Annotated in this window: 16 protein-coding genes, 1 tRNA gene and 1 pseudogene; 9 read left to right on the top strand and 9 right to left on the bottom strand. The window is 71.9% G+C overall.

What is annotated here, in order from left to right; genetic code table 11:
• Window positions 1-405 precede the first annotated feature (405 nt).
• The gene (locus ACZ4WS_RS25795) at window positions 406-1,803 is read left to right on the top strand and encodes a M6 family metalloprotease domain-containing protein (protein WP_467984021.1); all 1,398 of its coding nucleotides are present in this window, start codon (window positions 406-408) and stop codon (window positions 1,801-1,803) included.
• 84 nt (window positions 1,804-1,887) lie between these two features.
• Here the strand turns inward: ACZ4WS_RS25795 and ACZ4WS_RS25800 are convergent.
• Together ACZ4WS_RS25800 and ACZ4WS_RS25805 are read right to left on the bottom strand one after the other, a co-directional pair.
• Window positions 1,888-1,961: transfer RNA gene (locus ACZ4WS_RS25800), tRNA-Lys, on the bottom strand.
• Window positions 1,952-2,638 carry a bifunctional DNA primase/polymerase gene (locus ACZ4WS_RS25805; RefSeq protein WP_467983767.1) on the bottom strand — a complete coding sequence of 229 codons (687 nt, stop codon included), beginning with the start codon at window positions 2,636-2,638 and terminating at the stop codon, window positions 1,952-1,954. The genes ACZ4WS_RS25800 and ACZ4WS_RS25805 overlap by 10 nt, the downstream gene beginning before the upstream one ends.
• Window positions 2,639-2,866: 228 nt before the next feature.
• On the opposite strand from ACZ4WS_RS25805, the pseudogene ACZ4WS_RS25810 reads away from it, so the two are divergent.
• Window positions 2,867-3,058, top strand: a pseudogene (locus ACZ4WS_RS25810) (MerR family transcriptional regulator); the annotation flags it as partial.
• Between the two features lie 215 nt (window positions 3,059-3,273).
• On the opposite strand, the gene ACZ4WS_RS25815 reads toward ACZ4WS_RS25810, so the two are convergent.
• From ACZ4WS_RS25815 to ACZ4WS_RS25835, 5 genes are all read right to left on the bottom strand, one after another.
• On the bottom strand, window positions 3,274-3,651 hold the full coding sequence (locus ACZ4WS_RS25815) for a hypothetical protein (RefSeq protein WP_467983769.1): 378 nt from the start codon (window positions 3,649-3,651) through the stop codon (window positions 3,274-3,276).
• A 318-nt stretch (window positions 3,652-3,969) separates the two neighbouring features.
• Complete coding sequence (locus ACZ4WS_RS25820; protein ID WP_467983771.1) at window positions 3,970-5,331, bottom strand: AAA domain-containing protein; 1,362 nt, start codon at window positions 5,329-5,331, stop codon at window positions 3,970-3,972.
• Window positions 5,332-5,394: 63 nt separating this feature from the next.
• Window positions 5,395-7,026 (bottom strand): hypothetical protein, encoded by a 1,632-nt coding sequence (locus ACZ4WS_RS25825; protein WP_467983772.1) that lies wholly within the window; start codon window positions 7,024-7,026, stop codon window positions 5,395-5,397.
• Window positions 7,017-8,243: a hypothetical protein gene (locus tag ACZ4WS_RS25830; RefSeq protein ID WP_467983774.1), complete on the bottom strand. Its 1,227-nt coding sequence runs from the start codon at window positions 8,241-8,243 to the stop codon at window positions 7,017-7,019. The genes ACZ4WS_RS25825 and ACZ4WS_RS25830 overlap by 10 nt, the downstream gene beginning before the upstream one ends.
• Window positions 8,194-9,195: a phosphatase PAP2 family protein gene (locus ACZ4WS_RS25835; protein WP_467983776.1), complete on the bottom strand. Its 1,002-nt coding sequence runs from the start codon at window positions 9,193-9,195 to the stop codon at window positions 8,194-8,196. The genes ACZ4WS_RS25830 and ACZ4WS_RS25835 overlap by 50 nt, the downstream gene beginning before the upstream one ends.
• Window positions 9,196-9,412: 217 nt before the next feature.
• Between ACZ4WS_RS25835 and ACZ4WS_RS25840 the strand changes: the two genes are divergently transcribed.
• Window positions 9,413-10,009, top strand: a complete 597-nt coding sequence (locus ACZ4WS_RS25840) for a histidine phosphatase family protein (protein ID WP_467983778.1) — start codon at window positions 9,413-9,415, stop codon at window positions 10,007-10,009.
• 69 nt (window positions 10,010-10,078) lie between these two features.
• On the opposite strand, the gene ACZ4WS_RS25845 is transcribed toward ACZ4WS_RS25840, so the two are convergent.
• On the bottom strand, window positions 10,079-11,605 hold the full coding sequence (locus ACZ4WS_RS25845; protein ID WP_467983780.1) for a hypothetical protein: 1,527 nt from the start codon (window positions 11,603-11,605) through the stop codon (window positions 10,079-10,081).
• A gap of 297 nt (window positions 11,606-11,902) precedes the next feature.
• Between ACZ4WS_RS25845 and ACZ4WS_RS25850 the strand changes: the two genes are divergently transcribed.
• Both ACZ4WS_RS25850 and ACZ4WS_RS25855 read left to right on the top strand, forming a co-directional pair.
• The gene (locus ACZ4WS_RS25850) at window positions 11,903-12,340 is read left to right on the top strand and encodes a hypothetical protein (RefSeq protein ID WP_467983782.1); all 438 of its coding nucleotides are present in this window, start codon (window positions 11,903-11,905) and stop codon (window positions 12,338-12,340) included.
• A 149-nt stretch (window positions 12,341-12,489) separates the two neighbouring features.
• Window positions 12,490-13,395 carry a spermidine synthase gene (locus tag ACZ4WS_RS25855; RefSeq protein ID WP_467983784.1) on the top strand — a complete coding sequence of 302 codons (906 nt, stop codon included), beginning with the start codon at window positions 12,490-12,492 and terminating at the stop codon, window positions 13,393-13,395.
• A gap of 99 nt (window positions 13,396-13,494) precedes the next feature.
• Here ACZ4WS_RS25855 and ACZ4WS_RS25860 read toward each other — a convergent pair whose 3' ends face one another.
• A complete protein-coding gene (locus tag ACZ4WS_RS25860) occupies window positions 13,495-14,028 on the bottom strand; it encodes a hypothetical protein (RefSeq protein ID WP_467983786.1) in 534 nt (177 codons plus the stop codon).
• Between the two features lie 133 nt (window positions 14,029-14,161).
• Here ACZ4WS_RS25860 and ACZ4WS_RS25865 point away from each other — a divergent pair, with 133 nt between their 5' ends.
• From ACZ4WS_RS25865 to ACZ4WS_RS25880, 4 genes are all read left to right on the top strand, one after another.
• Window positions 14,162-14,866, top strand: coding sequence for a response regulator transcription factor (locus ACZ4WS_RS25865; RefSeq protein ID WP_467983788.1), 705 nt, complete (start codon window positions 14,162-14,164; stop codon window positions 14,864-14,866).
• Window positions 14,867-14,894: 28 nt separating this feature from the next.
• A complete protein-coding gene (locus ACZ4WS_RS25870) occupies window positions 14,895-16,271 on the top strand; it encodes a sensor histidine kinase (protein WP_467983789.1) in 1,377 nt (458 codons plus the stop codon).
• A 267-nt stretch (window positions 16,272-16,538) separates the two neighbouring features.
• On the top strand, window positions 16,539-18,017 hold the full coding sequence (locus tag ACZ4WS_RS25875) for a glycoside hydrolase family 18 protein (RefSeq protein ID WP_467983791.1): 1,479 nt from the start codon (window positions 16,539-16,541) through the stop codon (window positions 18,015-18,017).
• Window positions 18,018-18,225: 208 nt separating this feature from the next.
• Entirely contained in the window at window positions 18,226-19,008 is a 783-nt protein-coding gene (locus ACZ4WS_RS25880) for an oxidoreductase (RefSeq protein ID WP_467984023.1), read from the top strand.
• Window positions 19,009-19,278: the final 270 nt, after the last annotated feature.

Below are 19,278 nucleotides of genomic sequence, written 5' to 3' on the forward strand. Positions count from 1 at the left end.
ATCATAGAGGCTGGCCTCCCGGACGCGCAGCCACTGTCCAGTGTCCCGGAACAACCGCCACTTCTGGCAGATCGTTTCTGCCTGCATCTGGACGGGTTCCATCCCCTGCCGATCGCATGTGACGTTCCGTGAGTGTTCGGGGTGTCGGCCTCGCGGAGCCCCTCACTCTTCTGGTGCAGACAAACAGGGCAAAGTAATACGAACTCACACAGGCTGGGTGCGGTGTCTCGAAATCCGCATCCGGAGGTCTGCGTGCCGCGTCAGCTCCCCCTGAGGGGTCTCGCCCGTGAGGCCCCGCAGGGTCGCACCCGCGAGATCCTGCGGGGGCGTACTCGTGAGGTGCTGCGGGGAGTTGTCCGTTTCGGGGCGCCCCGCTGGCGCAGCACCGCGGCCGTGTTCACCTCGATGACGGCACTGGCCGCGACCTCGCTGATGCCGGGGCCCGCGCTCGCCGAACCCCGCTCGGCCGCGTGCAACCTGAAGCGGACCGAGGCACACCACTCGGAGGGCGTCGACACCTGGAACTCCGGCTATGTGCGCCCCACTCACCCCCTCGACGCGGTGATGGTCTTCCTGTCCTTCCCGGACTCCGTGCCACGGACCACGCCCGCCGAACTGACCGCCGACTACTTCCCGGCCACCAGCCGCTTCTTCGAGCGTGCCTCGTACGGGAAGTTCACGGTGCGCCCGCATCCCCAGCGCGACTGGATCCGGATGCCGCACGCCTCCACGTCGTACGCCATACAGCGCGACTGGAACGCGGAGAACCGCGCCGCCTATCTGCGCGACGCGCTCACCGTGGCCGACAAACAGGTCGACTTCTCGCGCTACGACATCGTCTACTTCGTGGCCGACCCGGACGCGCCGGGCGTCGACTCGGACGCGACGAAGGTGGTCAACCTCGACACCCCCATGCGGGCCGACGGCAAGGACATCCGCCGCGTGGTCACGGTCTTCGAGAAGCACCCGCCGGACCGCCTCGTCCTCGCCCACGAGACGGGCCACGTCTTCGACCTGCCCGACCTCTACCACCGCCCCTCCGACGGCAAGGGCGACTGGGACACCTACGTCGGCGACTGGGACCTCATGGGCAGCCAGTTCGGCCTCGCGCCCGACCTCTTCGCCTGGCACAAGTGGAAGCTGGGCTGGCTGGAACCGCACCAGGTGGCGTGTGTGCTGGGTCCCGGCAGTACGCGGCTGACGCTGGAGCCGGCGGAGGCGGGGCCGGGGGCGGCGGCCGGGGTGGGTTCCGCCGGGCCGGGCGTGGCCGGGGCGGATGCATCGGGAGTGGGGAGCTCGGGCGCGCAGTCCTATGGCTCGGGCGGGCGGACCTTCCGCTCGGGCGCGCGGACCTATCGCTCCGGTGCGCAGGCCTTCGGATCGGGTGCGCAGCCCTCCGGTTCTGGTGTGCAGACGTTCGGATCCGGTGCGCAGCCCTCCGGTTCTGGTGTGCAGACGTTCGGTTCCGGTCGCGGCACCAAGCTGGCGGTGGTCCGTACGGGTCCCGACAGCGAGCTCGCCTTCGAGGCGCGCGGCTCGGGGGGCAACGACGGTGCGACGTGTTCGCAGGGCATCCTCATCTACCGCGTCCGCAGCGAGACCGAATCGGGCGGCGGCCCGATCGAGGTCGTCGACGCCCACCCCCACCACGAGTCCTGCTGGGAGGACTCGGTCTACCCGCCCCTCGCGGACGCGCCGGTGGCCCTGGGGGAGAGCTTCACGGTGCCGGGCGAGAACGTACGGATCGAGGTGGAGGACCGAACGGCTTCCGGGGCGTGGACGGTGAAGATCACGATGCCGTGAGCAAAACAATGGGATGGCGTGAGCAAAAACAACGATGGCGAGACCGGCTCGCGTTTCCACGAACCTGCCTCGCCATCGCTAGCGTGCGCCGCCAGGGACTCGAACCCCGGACCCGCTGATTAAGAGTCAGCTGCTCTAACCAACTGAGCTAGCGGCGCCTGCTGACGTCGTAGACCTTAGCATCCTGATCGGCAGGAGGAAAAATCGATATGCGCACCGCGGTGGAGGCGGCGGCGCGGGCCGCCCGGACGGCCGCCCAGAGCAGGATCTCGGGGCCGGGGAGCCATGGATGCCGGGTGTCGGGGGCGACGAGCCAGCGGGATTCCGGGCGGGCGGCGGCACTCCGCCCGGTGCCGTCGGGAGTCAGGGCGGGGACGGTCACCGCGTCGCCGGAGCCGTGGCACAGCAGGGGCGGGACCCCGCCGCACCGCCCGACGTGCCCGTCCTCGCGGCCCTCGGTGCCACGGGAGCCCCACTCCTCCCACTCCAGCAGTGAGGGCAGCCGGTGAGCCGTACCGGGCGCCGTGAACAGCAGCATCCGCCCGCGGTACGTGGCCACCGGGCCCGAGCCCGGACCCTCGTCCCATAACCGGTCGAGCATCCGCCGCCCGAAGATGGCCGGAGCGTTGACGACGTCGAAGGCGCTGCCGCAGGGCAGGACGACCGGGGCGCCGGGCCGATCCTCCCAGAGCGCCAGGGTGCTGCGCGGATACGTCCCCGCAGAGGCGAGCCAGGCGGCTCCCTCGGAGGTGACGCCCGAGCTGTCGAACCGGTCGGGCAACGGTGCGCCGGGGCCGTGAGGGGAAGTGCTTGCCGGGTTCCGTGTGCTGCTCATGGCGATTACATCTACCGGGGGTAAGCGTTCCGTCTCTGAGGGTTGCCGGAAATCAGGACAGGAGGGGGTGGGGTGGAGTATCTTGCCCCGCTGGCATATGCCAGAAGATCTTGTGAGAGCCGGACGTGAGAGCCGGACGTGAGAGCCGGACGTGAGAGCCGGACGTGAGAGCCGGGGGTGAGAGCCGGACGTGAGGGCCGGACGTGAGTCTCAGACGGTGGCGGTGGCGGGCTGGGCAGCAAGAAGATCGCGGAGCTCCTTCCCTGCATGCGCGACACCGACGGCGGCCCCTCCGAGATCGCCACGCCCCGGCTCATCGCCGACCTCACCGCCGAGCGCGACCGCATCGACCGCGCGATCGCCGACCTGGTCCGCTCCCGGGACGTCCTGGACGAGGCGATCGACTCGGCGTCGGGCTGAATCTCTCAGCCCGTCGTGGGAGTCCCCCCGCTCATGGGGGTCCCCCCGCTCGAGCGAAGTCGAGAGTGGGGGAGAAGCCGAGAGTGGGGGAGTTTGAGGACGAGGCCGTCAGGCCGATAGCGGGGGTCTGGGGGCGCAGCCCCCAGGTACGGGAAGGGTCGGTTGGGTACGGGAAGGGGCGGCGGGGGCGAAAACCTCCGCAGGCGCCCCCGGGCTCACGCGAGGTCGCCCACCCCAAGACCATGCCCGTTCCCGTCCGCCCCCCGCAGCAGATCCCGCCCGAACTCGACCATCTTCTTCGCGTAGTCCTCGGTCCACTCGGCCCGCTCGGCGATGGCAGCCGCGGTGAGCCGGTCGAACCGACGCGGATCCGCGAGCTGCGCCGCGGCGATCGCCTGAAACTCGACGGCACGATCAGCCGCCGCGCGAAACGCGTGCGTAAGCTCCGTGGCCCGGTCCAGCAGCGCACGCGGATCGTCGATCGACTCCAGATCGAAGAAGTGCTCCGGATCGCCGGCGGCCTCCGCGGGCTCGAAGAGCAGGGGCGCGGGGCGAAGCCGCGGTTCGTTCCGACGCGGCGTGGGCTCCGCCATGTCTTCTCCTCCTCGTACGGTTCAGGGGCCCGCCATGGGCTCCCCGCGCGAGACAGGCCGAGCGTGAGGGAGGGTGGGCCACCGTCTATTCTCCCCCGCCCGCGCAAGTGGGCCCGGGGCCCGGCCCAGTCGGGGATCAGCAGGATCCAGGGCGGGTACCCGGGGCGAGCACCCCGGAGCGGATACCCCCGTGCCCTATGGCCACCACCCCCACCCGATGCTCCCCCAGATGCGACAGCACCGTGTGATTCGCCTCCCACCCGTCGGGGCTGCATCCATTGGCCGCCTCCGGCGGCGTGCCGGACTCCGTCCGGCGAATCAGGGAGTCCACGTCACCCGGTGCTCGGAGAGGTGATCCCACGTGGACATCATCGCCTCCCACCCGTCGGGAAACTTGACCGTGACCCCCAGCTGCACCGGCTCCGTCGACGGATGGTCGTCCAGCAGCTCCGTCACCCCCGCCCGGCACACCACGATGCACGCGTGCCGATGCCGGGACGCGAGTACGCACAACCGACCCGTCTCCAGATGGAACGCCGTCGCGTCGGGCCGCCCCGACAACGGATGCAGCACCACCGTCACATCGAACTCCCGCCCCTGAAGCCGGTTCGCCGTGTCCACGGTGACGTCCGCGACGCCAAGGTCCGTCAGTGCGGCCCGTACGGCCGCGGCCTGGTCGCGGTGCGCGGTGCCGACGGCGATCCGGTCGGCGGTCAACGGCACCGGATCGGCCGACCGCTCCGACGTCGCCGCACCACCCCGGTCCAGCAGCCGGCGTACGACATGGGCCACGGCCCGCACCGCCTCCGGATCCGTACGAGGCGTGTGCCGGGCCGGAAGCTCCAGCAGCCCCCAACCCGCCTCCGCCGCCTCGTCGATGACCCGGTCGGGCCCCGAACCGTCCGACGGCACAGCGAAGTTGAGCCGCCGGTCACCATGCCCCGTGCCGCTGCGGAACGGCGTATACGGATAGAACGCGTCCGAGACCAGCGGCGCCGCGGACGCGGGCAGCCGCCACGACACCGGCAGGCGGTGCTGCGGGAGCTCGGGATTGTGGGCGAGCAGCGTCGTCACCGCGGAGGCCGACGGGTCGTACGACAGCCCCGCCCACTGCTCCGAGCCCACGATCGCGAACGGGTCCAACTGCCCCGGGTCGCCCACGAACAGCGCCCGCTCGAAGAGCCCGGCCACGGCGAGCAGGGCGTCGGACCTCATCTGGTACGCCTCGTCGACGATCGCGTGCCGCCAGGGCTCGACGCCCTTCACGTGGGCCCACTTGGCGGCGGTCGAGATGACGACGTCGAGGCCCGCCAGGTCGGCCGCCTTCGCGGACTTCCGTACGTTCTCCAGGCTGTCGAGCGCCTTGTCGTACGGGTCGGGGTCGCTGCTGTGCAGCCGTCCGACGGGCAGCTCGGGATCCTTCTCGGCGAGCCGCAGCACCAGGTCGTCGACCTGGGCGTTGGTCTGCGCGATGACCATCAACGGCCGTCCGGCGGAGGCGAGTTCGAGTGCCGCGCGCACAACGAGGGTCGACTTCCCCGCGCCGGGCGGGGAGTCGACCACGACTCCGCGGTGCGTGCCGTGCAGCGTGTCGCGCAGGATCGCGTCGGTGGCCCGGGTGGCTTCGGCGCCGGGGTCGAAAGCGGCGACGGGATTCACAGGGACGTCCTCTTCGGTCACGGGGCTCACTGGACGTCCTCTTCGGTCACGCCGTTCACCGAGCGTCCTCCTCGGTCACGGGCCTCACAGGACGTCCTCCTCGGTCACGGGGTCGGCGTCCGGAACCGCCGCCTCACCCGGTGGCCCGCCGTGCGTCCACGGCGTCTCCTCCGGGTCGGGCAGCTTCGCCCCGCCCCGCTGCTCGTGCTCGAAGAGCGTGAAGCAGACGAGGTCCCCCTTCTCGGGCACGGACCCGGCCTCGGGCTCCTTGCCGCGCCCCATCTTGTCGACGACGCGCAGCACGACGACGGCACCCCCTTCGCCTCCGTCCCCGGACCCTTCGCCTCCGTCCCCGGACCCTTCGTACCCCACGAACTCCGCGGCCTGCGGTTTTCCGCCCAGCGACCGGTACACCTTGCCCCGTTCCCCCAGATGCGGCAGGTCGTCCGTGTGGACGGTCACCAGCGGGCGCGGGCTGGGCCGCTTGCCCTCGCTGTACGCCATCACGACATCCGTGACCTCGCCCGCGAACGCCTCCCCGGCCAGCCGCCGCCCGGCCATGACCAGCGGGTCGTCGAGGGCCTCCTGGGCTTCCAGGCGGGCCTGTTCGCGCTCGCGCGTGGCCAGCTTGTTCGCCGCGGTCACCGCGTCGTCGCGGCGCGGCTGCGGGGGTTCGCCCGCGGTGATCCGGTCGCGGTGGCCGGTGAACGACCAGCGGTCGCGGGTCCACCGGTCGGCCGCGTGGGCGCCCTCGGGCAGCTCCCGCAGCAGGTCGAGGCCGCGCCACACCGCGTCCCAGGTGGGCCGGGTGACACTCTCGACGAGGGCGCGGATCTCCCGCTCGGCGGCGGTGAGTTCACCGAGCCGGTCGTCCGCCTCGATGCCGTCCTCGGCGGCGGCGAGCGCCGTACGCGCGCGGTCGTAGCGCTCGATGGCCGGGGCCAGCAGCTTGTTGTCGAAGGCGGGGTCGGTGGCGGGCCCGGCGGGCGGACACACGAGCTGCCCCCGGGCGTCCCGCTGGAGCTCGGCCCGCAGCGCGGCCTCCGCGCCCGACGCGCCGTGCGCCGGGTCGATCCAGGCGAGCAGCGCTCCCAGGTGCTGGTCCTCCAGGTTGCTCTGCCCGGTGGCCCAGTGCCGGGACAGCACGTCGGTCATCGTGAGCAGCAGGGCGGAGCCGGGCACCCGGGACCGCTCCCCGAAGTGCGTCAGCCACCGCCCGAGCAACGGCACCCGGGGTGGCGCCGGATGGGGTGCCTCGGGCTCCTGCTCGGCGGTGCGCCTGAAACGCATGGAACGCCCGAGCAGCCGTACGAACTCGATGCCCGCCCGGCTCGGCACGATCAACTGCGGGGCGTCCGCGCACAGTTCGACCTCGACCTTGACCCGCTTGCCGGTCTCCGGATCGGTCTCATTGCGCTCGGCCGCCTCGACGACTTCCGCGTACGAGTCGACGTACGGCAGCACGACGTCCGCCAGCTCGGCGAGGAACGCGAACCGCAGGTCACGGTCGCGGGGCTGCGGCACGACCAGCAGCCGCGGCGCGTCCCGCTCGGTCCCCACCAGCGCCCCGAGCGGAGCCCCGGCCTCACCGGCGGTGGTCAGCGGCACGAACACCAGTGGCCGCTCGGTGAGATGGCGGTGCCGCACGGTCGCGGTGGGCTGCGCGCGCCCGCTCTCGACGGCTTCCAGTCGGGCGAGGGTGGCGATCAGCGACATACGGCACCCTCCTGGACTGCCGACGCATCAGCTCTCAAGGCCTGGACTGCCGATGCCCCTGCCCTCAAGGCCTGGGCCCCCAGCGCCTCGGCCCGCAGCGTCGCCGCTCTCCTCAGCGCCGCGACCGCCGGGTCGTCCGGATCCCCCGCCTCACCATGAGCCGCCGCCAACACGTCCCCCACCGTCGTCAGCCCGCCCAGCTCGGCGCGCAGTGAGCGGCCCAAGGACGTCACCGCGCCCTCCGCGCGGGAGCGGTCGCGGCAGTGGAAGGCCAGTTCGCAGGCGGCGAGGCACTCGGGGGCGTAGGTCGCCGGGACGGATTCGACCGCCGTCGTCAGCTCCTCGGCAGGGAGGTCGGGGGAGAAGCAGGTGCCCTCGGGGAGGGCGGCGGCGATGTCCTCGACGCGGGTGAGACGGGCGAGCTGGCGGCGGGTGACCGCGCGCTGCTTGCGGATGTCGACGGCGGACGCGGTCGGGAGGTTGGAGAAGTCCTTGGGGCAGACCAGCAGGACCCGGTGCCGGACCTCGGGGACGGGCTCCAGATGCGCGGCGACCTCCTCCAGTGCCAGCACGTACACCGCGGACTGGCGCGCGGCCGCGCCCACCTTGGCCGGGTCCGCCGAACCGTCCAGCATCGGGAAGGACTTGATCTCGACGACCGTCCAGCCGCCGTCGGGGTGCACGACCACCGCGTCGGGCTCCAGGAAGGCAGGGGAGCCCGCGACGTCGAGGGCGAGCATCGGGTGGTCGAGCAGGGTCCAGGCGCCGGCCGCGGTGGCCTCGCGCAGGGCGAGCGCCGTACGGGCCGCGCGCCCCTCGGGGCCGACGGCGCTCAGGTCGGGGACGACACCGGCCGTGGGCGGCTCGGCGCCGGGGTCCAGCTTCTCGTGCACGAGCCGCAGTAGCTCCGCGCCTCCGTCGGCCTTGACCCGTGCCTCGAACGCATTGCCTCGCATGAAGGCGAACTGCGACTGCCCGAAGGCGGACGGTGAGCCCAGCCCTTCCGCCAGCTTCGCCTTGTCGACCCCCGCCCCGTCCAGCAGGGCGCGCCGCTCGCACCCGGGGTTCGCGGCGAGCGCCGCGAGGGCGCGCGCGTCGAGAGCCTTGGGCGATGGGGGTCCCCCCGCGCGAGTGAAGTCGAGCGTGGGGGAGGCCGGGCCGCGCAGCTCAGCGAGCCGCTGCCGGAGCGCCGTCCCCCGCGTCCGTGGGGGAGGCACCCGGTTCGGCTCCCGGCCCGGTTCGGGACTCGCGCTGTCGGGGAATTCGCTCACCCGTGGAAGTCTGGCACCCCGCACTGACAATTGAGGAACCTGCGCCGCGCGAGGCGCCCGGGATCCAGGCGAAACGGGCGCCCAGCGCCATCCTCACCCGGTCCGAGAGCCGCATCACGGACGGGGTCAGCAGCAGCCCGACGCCCATCACCGCGGCGCCCGCGACCGCGTCGAGGGAGTAGTGGTTCGCCGTGCCCATCACGACGATCGTGGTGAGCAGCGGATAGGCGATGCCCGCGGCCTTCGCGGCACGCGTGCGGCCGTACCGCCACAGCATCACTCCGCACCACAGCGACCAGCCCACATGCAGGCTCGGCATCGCCGCGTACTGGTTCGTCATGCCGCCGAGCCCCCGCGGCGCGCTCGCCTCGCCGCCCCACCAGCCGTACGAGCTGTACTGGGCCATCGTGTCGATGAAGCCGTGCCCGGCGGTGAGCAGCCGGGGCGGGCAGGTCGGCAGCAGGGTGAAGCCGATCAGGCCGATGAGCGTGGACGTCATCAGCCAGGTGCGGGCCGCGCGGTAGCGCACGGCGCGGGAGCGGAAGAGCCAGATCAGGATCGCGGGCGTCACCAGGTAGTGCAGGGACGCGTACCAGAAGTCGGCGGGTACGCCGAGCCAGGCCTCGCGGGTGAACAGGCGGTTCAGCGGGTGCTCGGCGTTGAGGTGGAGGGCCTTCTCGATGCGCAGGATCTCCAGACCGTGGTCGACGGCGCTGGAGGTGTCGCCCCGGGCCAGCAGACGGCCCGCCGAGTACGACGCGTACACCAGCACGATCAGCGGCAGCTCGGTCCACCAGCGGAGCCGGGCGTGCGATGCCGCAGCGGTCCGCAGCTCGGTCCACCGGCGAAACCGGGCGTGTGGTGCCGCCTCGGTACGCGATGCATCGGTCTGCGGCATCCGATCGCCCTCCCCCATCTGCTTATGTGACCCGGCAGTCTGCACAGTCTGCTGGCGACGGTCCGCGGCCTCATCCGATTTTACGGTGTATGTGAACGCCCTTGAGGGGCGCCCCCGGTCGTCAAAGACGCAGAGATCGCCCGTCGGGTTGCCCGGTGAGCGCGTGAGCGATGATGGAGTGACCCATCCCTCACACAGACCGGAAAGGCCCCTCTTCATGGCACCGCGCATCCTGCTGGCCCGGCACGGACAGACGGAGTGGTCGCTGTCCGGCAAGCACACCGGCAGGACCGACATCCCGCTCCTGGAAGAGGGCCGCCGCGGCGCCAAGCTGCTCGGCGAGCGCTTGCACCGCGCGCCGTTCGACGGGCTGGCCGGGGTCGAGGTGCGCACCAGTCCGCTGGTGCGCGCGCGTGAGACGTGCGAACTCGCCGGCTTCGGGGAGCGCGCGACCACCTGGGACACGCTCATGGAGTGGGACTACGGCGCGTACGAGGGGATGACCCCGGCCGAGATCCAGGCGGTCCGTCCGGGCTGGTTCATCTGGCGCGACGGCGTTCCCGACGGCGAGACCCTGGAGCAGGTCTCCGCGCGCGCGGACGAGGTCGTCGCCTGGGCCCGCGCCGAGGACCGTGACGTGCTGGTCTTCGCCCACGGCCACGTCCTGCGCTCCATCGGCGCCCGCTGGCTCGGTCTTCCCCTCGACTTCGCGGCCCGCATCCGCCTCAACCCGACCTCGCTGTCGGTGCTCGGGTGGGCTTACGGCGAGCCGGCGATCGAGTCGTGGAACGACTGCGGGCATCTGACCGCGTAGGCGCTCTTGCCCCTCGTGCCCTGTTGAGCCTCTTGCCGCTGTTGGCGCGGTAAGTGCCGTTGACTCCGCTCACGCCGTGCGCGGCAGCGACGCGTGCCTGTCCAGGAACGCCGAGACGCCCGATGCCCTGCGGTGCGGGAGCAGTACGCGGGCCGTTCCCGCCAGCATGGTCTGGATGCGGGAGGACTGGACCTCGCCCAGGAGGTCCAGGACGCGCAGGCCCGCGAGGGCGGCCTCGTCGGGGCGGCCACCGCGCGCGAGGTCGTCGGCGAGTTCGGCGGTGTAGAGGGCGATGTTGCGGGTGAAGTGCGGGTCCTGGAGTTCGGCGGCGCGGCGTGCGTGGCGGGCCGCGCGGGGCCAGTCGCCCAGCATCGACCAGCACTGCGCCTCCAGGCCCTCCAGTTCGGCCTCTCCGTAGAAGGTCATCCACTCGGGGTCCGTCTCCGAAGGACCCCGTTCGTAGAGCGCCTGCGCGCGGGCCAGTGCCTGCTCGCACCCCGTGCGGTCGGCGAGTCCCGCCCAGCCGCCCGCCTCGCGCAGCGCGAGCAGGGAGAGCAGGCGCGGGGAGCCGAGGGGGCGCCCGGCGCGCTGCGCCGCCTGCGCCGCGCGCACGGCCTCGCGCGGGCGCCCCGCGTCGCGCGCGAGAAACGCCGTGTTGCAGAAGGCGTGCGCCTCCAGGCCCGGGTCGCCCGACATCCGGGCGGTCGCGAGGGCCTCCGCGTAGTGCGAGCGCGCGTCGTCGAAGCGTCCGGAGTCGTGCGCCAACCACCCTACCGAGATGGCCAGTTCACCCGCCCCCGAGTACAGCCGGTCGGTGGTCGTCTGCCGGGTGGTGCCCGCGTCGAGCAGCGCGTACGCGGTCCGCAGCGGCGTCGCCGCGCGCTGGTAGAGGCCGTCGGCCCCGTGCCGGTCGTCGAGCAACCGGATCTTGCGTACGGCCTCTTCGAGGGCGCCCGCCTCGGACGTGCCCGCCCGGTGGACGCGACGTTCCGCGGCAGCGGCGGAGCCGCCGAACGCGACGACCCCGAAGGGCCCCAGTGAGGCCACCGCCACGGTGGCGGTACCTCCGGTCATGAATGCGCGACGCTGCACGTCGCTCTCCTCGTGGTTCTGATCGTGGTCCTCGTACGGGTCGTACGTGTCTTGCGGATCGTGCGGGTCGTACGGGGTCGGGCTGTGGTGCGGGATGTGCGTGTGGTGCGGGTTCTGCCGGTCATACGTCTCGTGCGCCCCCTCCGTCTCATGAGAGGCGCACGACAGGCTCGTGGTGTGCGGAGGGGGCGCCTCGTCCGTGTCGCGCGCCCCGCGCCCGCGTACCGATGAGCGGGGCGCGAACCCCAGGTCGGTGAGCGTGCGGCCGGGGAACATGTGCAGGAACACCCGCTCGTACGCGTAGTTGGGGCAGCGGATCTCGCCCGCCTCGACGCGCCCGATGTAGCGCGCGTCGCAGCTGACCCGCTCGCCGATCTCACGCGCAGCCCGCCGCACCGCCGCGGCGAACTCGCCCGGCGAGCGCTGTCCGCGCAGCCGCCGGAAGGCGAGATTCGGCCGCGACGGCCGGGGGGACTGGGACGAGGTCACCGTTGACGACGTCATGGCCGGGCCCTCTCTTGCGAACCGTCGAACCATGCCGGATTCAAGGAGAGTTACCCGGGTTGTGCCCTATGGGTGCCCTGTTTCCGGCGCGGCAAGAACGTACCCGCTGTGACGGCGCAGCCACGCTGGGTTTGGCTACAAACCGGATATCTCATCCACGATCTGCCATGAACTGCCATCCTTTGCGGCGGTGTTCCGCCGTAGCCGTTGACGTCCTGACGCGTTGAACCCTGTGGACCGGGAGCCGCCCGAACTCCCGACCCACTCGTCAGGAGGGGTGCCGTGTTGGAGGCCGGGATGGAGATCAGGCAGACCACCGAGATCCGTACGTCGCTGTCGACCGCGCAGCACAGGCCGTCCCCGGAGTGCAGCGCCCCGCCGCAGCCGGTCGCCGAATGCGACCTGGTGACCGTTCCGGCGCGGCAGGGTCTGGAGGCGGTCGACATCCTCCGCCGTGGCTCCTGCGACGCCGTCGGGCCGGTACTCCACGACGACGGCTGCGACACCCTCGGCTTCCTGGTGCCGCCCGGCACCGCGGACGGCTGGGACGTGCCCGGCAGCACCTGTACGCAGACCAACGGCCGCGGCCTCAGCCTGGCCCCCGAGCCCCCGGTCGAGGGCTCGGACTGGCTGCTGCCGCCGGGCGAGGCGGACCTCGCGACCGACCCGGCCGTGCTGCGGGCCGCCCTGGGTGAGGCGGCCCGGCTCATCGAGGCCGCGGACAACTGCTGCTGAGCTGTCCGAGGGGTCTCCGGTGGCCGCCGCTGAGCTGTCGGAAGGGGCTGCGGCGGTCGCCGCCGAGCTGTCCCAAAGGATTCCGGCAGCCGCCGAGCCCCGGAAGCACCGGGGAGGCCGCCCCACCCGTACGCCCCGATAATGGCGGGATGGCAAGGGCGAGGAACAAGCGGTCGGACGACGGGCGCGAGGCGGGGCGTGGCGGGCGGCGCGGGCAGGCCGCCGCCGAAGCCGTCGTCGAGCCGGTCGACGGCGGGCTCGCCCAGCTGCTGCCCGACCGGGACCGGGCGCGCGCCTGGACCCTGCTGATCGACGGCGCCCCGCAGTCGCACGTCGACCTCGACGACCCCGCGTACCTGAGCTTCGAGTACCAGCGCCGCCTCGGCCATGTCATCGACCTCGTCGCCCCGCCCGGCAAGCCCGTGCACGCCGTGCACCTCGGCGGCGGCGCCTTCACCCTCGCCCGCTACACCGCCGCGACCCGCCCCCGCTCCACCCAGCAGGTCGTCGAACGCGACGCGGCCCTCGTTCAACTGGTCCGCCGCGAGCTGCCGTTGGACCCGAACGCCCGTATCCGGGTGCGTTCCACGGACGCCCGCGAAGGGCTCGCCAAGGTGCCGGACGGCTGGGCGGACCTGGTGATCGCGGATGTGTTCAGCGGGGCCCGTACACCGGCGCATCTGACGTCCGTCGAGTTCGTCACGGAGGTACGCAGGGTGGTGAAGGCCGGAGGCGTCTACGCCGCGAACCTCGCCGACGGACCCCCGCTCGCCCACCTCCGCGGCCAGATCGCCACCGTGGCGGCCGTCTTCCCCGAACTCGCCCTGGTGGCCGACCCGACGGTGCTGCGCGGCAAACGCTTCGGCAACGCGGTCCTCGTGGCCTCCGACCACCCGCTGCCGATCGCCGAACTGACCCGCCGCGCGGCCTCCGACCCGCACCCCGGACGGGTCGAACACGGCAAGGAGCTGGCCGACTTCACCGGAGGCGCGACACCGGTCACCGACGCGGCGGCGGTGGCGTCACCTGCGCCGCCCCCGTCGGTGTTCCGCTGACCGGGTCGGCCGCCTCGTCGGTCTCCGCCGACCGGTTGGCCGCCACCGTCGGTCTCCGCTGACCGGTCGGCCATCACCGCCGGTCTCCGCCGACCGGAGTCAGTAGTTGCCGATCTCCACGTGCGGCGGCCCGTCGTGCCACGTGCAGAACACCGACACCCGGTTCGCGCCCGACGTGAACTCCACGCGGATCCACTTCTCCGTCTTCCACACCTGCATCGACCAGCCCGCGCCCGGCGTCGCCGAGACCAGCGTCGCGGAGGTCTTGCCGAGGTCGAAGACCGCCCGGCCGCCGTCGGTGTCGTAGCTCTTGACCTGGCCGGAGGAGGCCGGCGAGGGGGAGGCGCTCGGGGGCGCCGACTTCGAGGGCGTCGAGCTCGGCTTCCGGCTCCGCGACGGCTCACCCGACGTGCCGGACTCACCCGACGCGCTCTTCGACGGCTGGGCCCGCTGCGTCGAGGAGGCCAGTGGCTTCGACTCCTGCGTCGTCGAGTCGCCCGCCGTGATGGGCAGCGCGCGCGGCGGGTCGTACGCCGTCCCCGTCATCACCGTGTGGACGCCCCACCACGACAGCGTGACCGCCGCGCCCGTGGCGAGCGACCAAGCAAGTACGTGTACGAGTCCTCTGCGCATCGCGGGCCATACTGCACCACCTGCCCCACGGGTGTCTCATGGGTGCGTCACAGTCCGGGTTGTCCACGTCCTGGCGGCCGGAGTTGTCCACAGGCCCCGGAGCGGGTCGCTCGTATGGCGTACGGTGCCGCCCATGGCAAGTGTGCTCGTGGTCGAGGACGACCAGTTCGTACGCTCAGCCCTCATCCGGCATCTGACCGATGCCGCGCACACCGTGCGCAGTGTCGGCACCGCCCTTGAGGCGCTGCGCGAGGTCGCCCATTTCTCCTTCGACGTCGTCATCCTCGACCTCGGTCTGCCCGATCTGGACGGGTCCGAGGCGCTGAAGATGCTGCGCGGAATCACCGACGTCCCAGTGATCATCGCCACCGCGCGGGACGACGAGACGGAGATCGTCCGCCTGCTGAACGACGGGGCGGACGACTATCTGACCAAGCCGTTCTCCGTCGAGCACCTGTCGGCGCGGATGGCGGCGGTGCTGCGCCGTGCGCGGACGACCCCGAGGGACGCGCCCCCGTCGACGGTCATCCGGGTCGGCGGGCTCGCCATCGACCCGCTGCGGCGCCAGGCCGAGCTGGACGGCGTACGACTGGATCTCACGCGGCGTGAGTTCGACCTGCTCGCCTTCCTGGCCGGGCGGCCCGGTGTCGTCGTACCGCGCAAGGAGCTGCTCGCCGAGGTGTGGCAGCAGGCCTATGGGGACGATCAGACCATTGACGTCCATCTGTCATGGCTGCGGCGGAAGTTGGGCGAGACGGCGGCGCGGCCGCGCTATCTGCACACCCTGCGGGGTGTCGGCGTGAAGCTGGAGCCACCGAGACTGGAGCCGCCGCTATGAGGCGGGCGCCGGTCGAGGGGTGGGCGTCATGAGGTGGGCGCTGGTCAAGGTGTGCGTGGCGGTGACCACGATGGTCGTGGTCGCCTTCGCGGTCCCGCTCGGGCTCGTCATCAAGGAGATGGCCAGGGACCGGGCGTTCTCGAACGCGGAGCGGGAGGCCGCGGCCGTCGCGCCCGCGCTCTCCATCACCACCGACCGGGACCAGCTGGAGCGCGTCGTCGCCTCCGCGGGCTCGGGCTCCGGGATGGCCGTGCACATACCGGCGAGTGACGGCATCAAGGCGGCCGACATCGGGCGCCGGCGTGCCGCGGACAAGGACATCGCGACCACCCGGAAGCTGGGCCGGGCCTCCACCACCGGGGTCCCCGGCGGCTCCACCCTGCTCCAGCCGGTCGCGCTGAGCTCCGGCGAGATCGCGGTCGTCGAGGTGTACGTCCCCGAGTCCGAGGTCAGCAACGGCGTCGGTACGGCCTGGGCGGTACTCGCCGCGGTCGGCGTCGCGCTCATCATCGGCTCGGTCGCGGTCGCCGACCGGCTGGGCGTACGGATGGTGCAGCCCGCGCAGCGGTTGGTCGAGGGCGCGCACGAGCTGGGCGAGGGGAAGCTGGGCGCACGGGTGCCCGAGGAGGGGCCGACCGAGCTGCGGCTGGCGGCCGTCGCGTTCAACTCGATGGCCGATCAGGTCGTACAACTCCTGGCGAACGAGCGGGAGCTGGCGGCCGACCTCTCCCATCGCCTGCGCACACCGCTGACCGTGCTGCGGCTCAACACGGCCTCGCTCGGCGACGGACCGGCCGCCGAGCAGACCCGGGCCGCCGTCGCACAGCTGGAGCGCGAGGTGGACACGATCATCCGGACGGCCCGGGAGGCCAAGCCGCAGACGGCGGCGATAGGTGTCGGGGCCGGATGCGACGCGTCCGAAGTCGTCCGTGAGCGGATGGACTTCTGGTCGGCGCTCGCGGAGGACGAGGGCCGCAAGGTGCGCGTCGCGGGCGTCGACCGGCCCGTCCGCATACCCGTCGCGCGGGCCGACCTGGTGGCCGCGCTCGACGCGCTCCTCGGCAACGTCTTCCGGCACACCCCGGAGGGCACGGCCTTCGCGGTCGACGTGCACAACGGCGAGGACGCCGTGATCGTGCTGGTCTCGGACGCGGGTCCGGGGATCGTGGATCCCGAGGCGGCGATGGCGCGGGGGCGCGGGTCCGGGAGCGACGGCTCGACCGGGCTCGGCCTGGACATCGTGCGGCGGCTCGCGGAGTCGACGGGCGGGGATGTGCGGATCGGTTCGTCGGTGCTCGGCGGGACCGAGGTGCGGATATGGATCCAGCTGGACGGGCGGGCGCCGGTTCGGCGCGGGCACCGGGGGACCGTACGACGTCGTAAGCGCGGCGTGGGCGTGAGCTGACCCCGCCCCTTGCCGGGAGCCGAAGGGTGAGGGCGAGGTCCGCGTGAGCGGACGGACCCCGCCTTGACGACGGCGTGCCCACCCTCCCGTACCCCAAATTGGTCTCTACCTTTAACCGGCCCCGATGCCTTCCTTAAGCGCACCCTAAGATCCTCAACGGCCGTCCGGATGAAGCGGTTTGCCCGATTCCGGATCGCTAGCGTGCTGCCGCACCCACCCCTGGGAATCCCCTGTGAACCCCCGTGAAACCGCGAAGGCAGGCACGCGATGAGCAGCACGCACCGGCGCAGCAAGGTCAGTGGCAGGAACAAGGCGATAGGCGGCATCGTCGCCGCGGCCGTGGTCGGCGGTGGCGCCTTCCTGTTCACCGGGACCGCGCAGGCGGCCGGCGTCGGCGCCGCGTACACCAAGACCAGCGACTGGTCGACGGGCTACACCGCGCAGTACGTCGTCACCAACGACACCGACCAGGTGAAGGGCGACTGGACGCTGGAGTTCGACCTGCCGTCCGGCGCCAAGCTCAGCTCGCTGTGGAACGGCGAGTCGAGCGTGAGCGGGCAGCACGTCACCGTGACGCCGCCGTCCTGGGACAAGGACGGCCTGGCGGCGGGCGAGTCCGTGACCGTCGGTTTCGTGGTGAACGGCACCGCGGACCCGACGGGCTGTCTCATCGACAGCGCCAAGTGCTCGGTGGACGACGGCGCGACGCCCGAGCCGAGCGGCCGCCCGACGGAGTCGGCGACCCCGACGGCCACGCCCACCCCGACCGCCACGCAGAGCGCGACCCCGACTCCGACCGCGACGGCGACCGCGACCGCCTCCCCCTCCCAGAGCACCGGCAGAGGCAGCACGTCGACCGCCGGCTTCGCGCCCTACGTCGACACCTCCCTCTACCCGGCCTTCGACCTGGTCGCCAGCGCCACGGCCACCGGTGTGAAGGACTACAACCTGGCCTTCATCACGGACGGCGGCAGCTGCACGCCCAAGTGGGGCGGCGTGACCGACCTCGCCAGTGACGGGGTGGCCTCGCAGATCGGTGCCCTGCGTGCCAAGGGCGGCGACGTCCGGGTCTCCTTCGGTGGGGCCTCCGGCTCGGAGCTGGCGACGACCTGCTCCTCGGCCGACGCGCTGGCGACGGCGTACGGGAAGGTCGTGGACGCCTACAGCCTTACGAAGGTCGACTTCGACGTCGAGGGCGGCGCGCTGCCGAACACCACCGCGAACACCAACCGCGCCAAGGCCATCGCGAAGCTCCAGCAGCAACACCCGAACCTGGACGTGTCCTTCACTCTCCCGGTCATGCCCGAGGGCCTCACCCAGGACGGCGTGAACCTCCTGTCCAACGCCAAGTCGAACGGCGTGAACATCTCCACCGTCAACATCATGGCGATGGACTACGGCGCCTCCTACAGCGGTGACATGGGCACGTACGCCGAGCAGGCGGCCACCGCCACGCAGGCCCAGGTCAAGAGCGTCCTCGGACTGTCCGACAGCGCGGCCTGGAAGGCCGTCGCCATCACCCCGATGATCGGCGTCAACGACGTGTCCTCCGAGATCTTCAAGGTCGACGACGCCTCGCAGCTGGTGACCTTCGCCAAGTCGAAGGGCCTCGGCTGGCTCTCCATGTGGTCCGCGACCCGCGACAAGCAGTGCTCGGGCGGCGCGAAGAACTACGCCGACGCGACCTGCAGCTCGATCGTCCAGGACGCGGGCGCGTTCTCGAAGGCGTTCGGCGCCTTCAACTGACCAACTGACCAACGGAACAACGGACCAACTGACCGACTGACCAGCCCCGATAGCCATCCCCCCACGGGGGAGCGTGCCCCGACCGGATCTCCCCCACACCTGGTCGGGGCGCGCTTCATTTCGCCCCTTTGCTTGACCCACAGGCCCCTTTCCTGCCCCACCGGTACCCATTTTCTGTACCTACAGTTAAAAAATGGAGTTCGGAACCATGGATCTCAACCTCACGGGCAAGACCGCCGTCGTCACGGGTGCGAGCCGAGGCATCGGCCTGGCGGTGGTTCGTACGCTGATCGGGGAGGGCGTACGCGTAGTGGGCGCGGCCCGCACGATCACTCCCGAACTGAAGGAATCCGGCGCCGTCCCCGTCCCGGTCGACCTGGCCACGCCCGACGGAGGCGACCACCTGGCCGAGCGGGCCCGGGCGGAGCTCGGCGGCATCGACGTACTCGTGAACAACGTCGGCGGCGGGGACGCGTTCGCCCTCACCGGCTTCCTCGGCACGGACGACGAGACCTGGCACCGCACGCTCGACGTGAACTTCTTCAGCGCGGTGCGCGTGACGCGTGCAGCGCTGCCGAGTCTGCTGGAGCGCGGCGGCTCAGTGGTGAACGTGTCGTCGATCGGCGCCCGGATGCCGGCCGCGGGCCCGGTCGACTACAACGTCGTCAAAGCCGCCCTCACCGCCCTGGGCAAGGCCCTGGCAGAGGAGTTCGGCCCGCGTGGTGTACGCGTCAACACCGTCTCCCCCGGCCCGGTCCGCACCGCGATCTGGGAGGCCCCGGACAGCTTCGGCGCCCAACTGGCCGCCGCCAACGGCGCCGACCACGCCGAATTCCTCGACCGGGCCGCCGACTTCATGGGCATGACCACGGACCGCCTGACCGAGCCGGAGGAAGTCGCAGCCGTGGTGGCCTTCCTGGCCTCGGACCACGCCCGCAGCGTGGTGGGGGCGGACTATCGGGTCGACGGGGGGCTGGTGAAGGTGGCCTGACCCCTCATCAAGCCGGGTCACAGCTTCGTCAAGATCTCCAGGGTGGGAGGCCTTCACGGAAGCGACACGGATGTGAGCCCGGTGAGGGGGAATGAAGGGGTTCTCCCGATACGCGTACAGGCCGCTCGCAACGGGCCCACCGGCATCGCCCCGGATACCCACAGTGGACGAACAGCGGCCCCGCCGGGGTCTGCCGCGTGAGCGGCGGCCCCCACAACCGATGCCACTACCTTCCGGCCAACGGCAGTCGATTTCCGGCTGCCGTTGGGG

Source organism: Streptomyces sp. NPDC029292, assembly GCF_055569295.1.

What these genes read in the sequence shown, in the direction of transcription:
- ACZ4WS_RS25870 (WP_467983789.1), top strand. Translation starts at nt 14,895, where the DNA reads ATGAGGTGGGCGCTGGTCAAGGTGTGCGTGGCGGTGACCACGATGGTC.
- ACZ4WS_RS25845 (WP_467983780.1), bottom strand. Translation starts at nt 11,605, where the DNA reads ATGACGTCGTCAACGGTGACCTCGTCCCAGTCCCCCCGGCCGTCGCGG.
- ACZ4WS_RS25795 (WP_467984021.1), top strand. Translation starts at nt 406, where the DNA reads ATGACGGCACTGGCCGCGACCTCGCTGATGCCGGGGCCCGCGCTCGCC.
- ACZ4WS_RS25835 (WP_467983776.1), bottom strand. Translation starts at nt 9,195, where the DNA reads ATGCCGCAGACCGATGCATCGCGTACCGAGGCGGCACCACACGCCCGG.
- ACZ4WS_RS25860 (WP_467983786.1), bottom strand. Translation starts at nt 14,028, where the DNA reads ATGCGCAGAGGACTCGTACACGTACTTGCTTGGTCGCTCGCCACGGGC.
- ACZ4WS_RS25850 (WP_467983782.1), top strand. Translation starts at nt 11,903, where the DNA reads ATGGAGATCAGGCAGACCACCGAGATCCGTACGTCGCTGTCGACCGCG.
- ACZ4WS_RS25825 (WP_467983772.1), bottom strand. Translation starts at nt 7,026, where the DNA reads ATGTCGCTGATCGCCACCCTCGCCCGACTGGAAGCCGTCGAGAGCGGG.
- ACZ4WS_RS25865 (WP_467983788.1), top strand. Translation starts at nt 14,162, where the DNA reads ATGGCAAGTGTGCTCGTGGTCGAGGACGACCAGTTCGTACGCTCAGCC.
- ACZ4WS_RS25840 (WP_467983778.1), top strand. Translation starts at nt 9,413, where the DNA reads ATGGCACCGCGCATCCTGCTGGCCCGGCACGGACAGACGGAGTGGTCG.
- ACZ4WS_RS25880 (WP_467984023.1), top strand. Translation starts at nt 18,226, where the DNA reads ATGGATCTCAACCTCACGGGCAAGACCGCCGTCGTCACGGGTGCGAGC.
- ACZ4WS_RS25815 (WP_467983769.1), bottom strand. Translation starts at nt 3,651, where the DNA reads ATGGCGGAGCCCACGCCGCGTCGGAACGAACCGCGGCTTCGCCCCGCG.
- ACZ4WS_RS25875 (WP_467983791.1), top strand. Translation starts at nt 16,539, where the DNA reads ATGAGCAGCACGCACCGGCGCAGCAAGGTCAGTGGCAGGAACAAGGCG.
- ACZ4WS_RS25805 (WP_467983767.1), bottom strand. Translation starts at nt 2,638, where the DNA reads ATGAGCAGCACACGGAACCCGGCAAGCACTTCCCCTCACGGCCCCGGC.
- ACZ4WS_RS25855 (WP_467983784.1), top strand. Translation starts at nt 12,490, where the DNA reads ATGGCAAGGGCGAGGAACAAGCGGTCGGACGACGGGCGCGAGGCGGGG.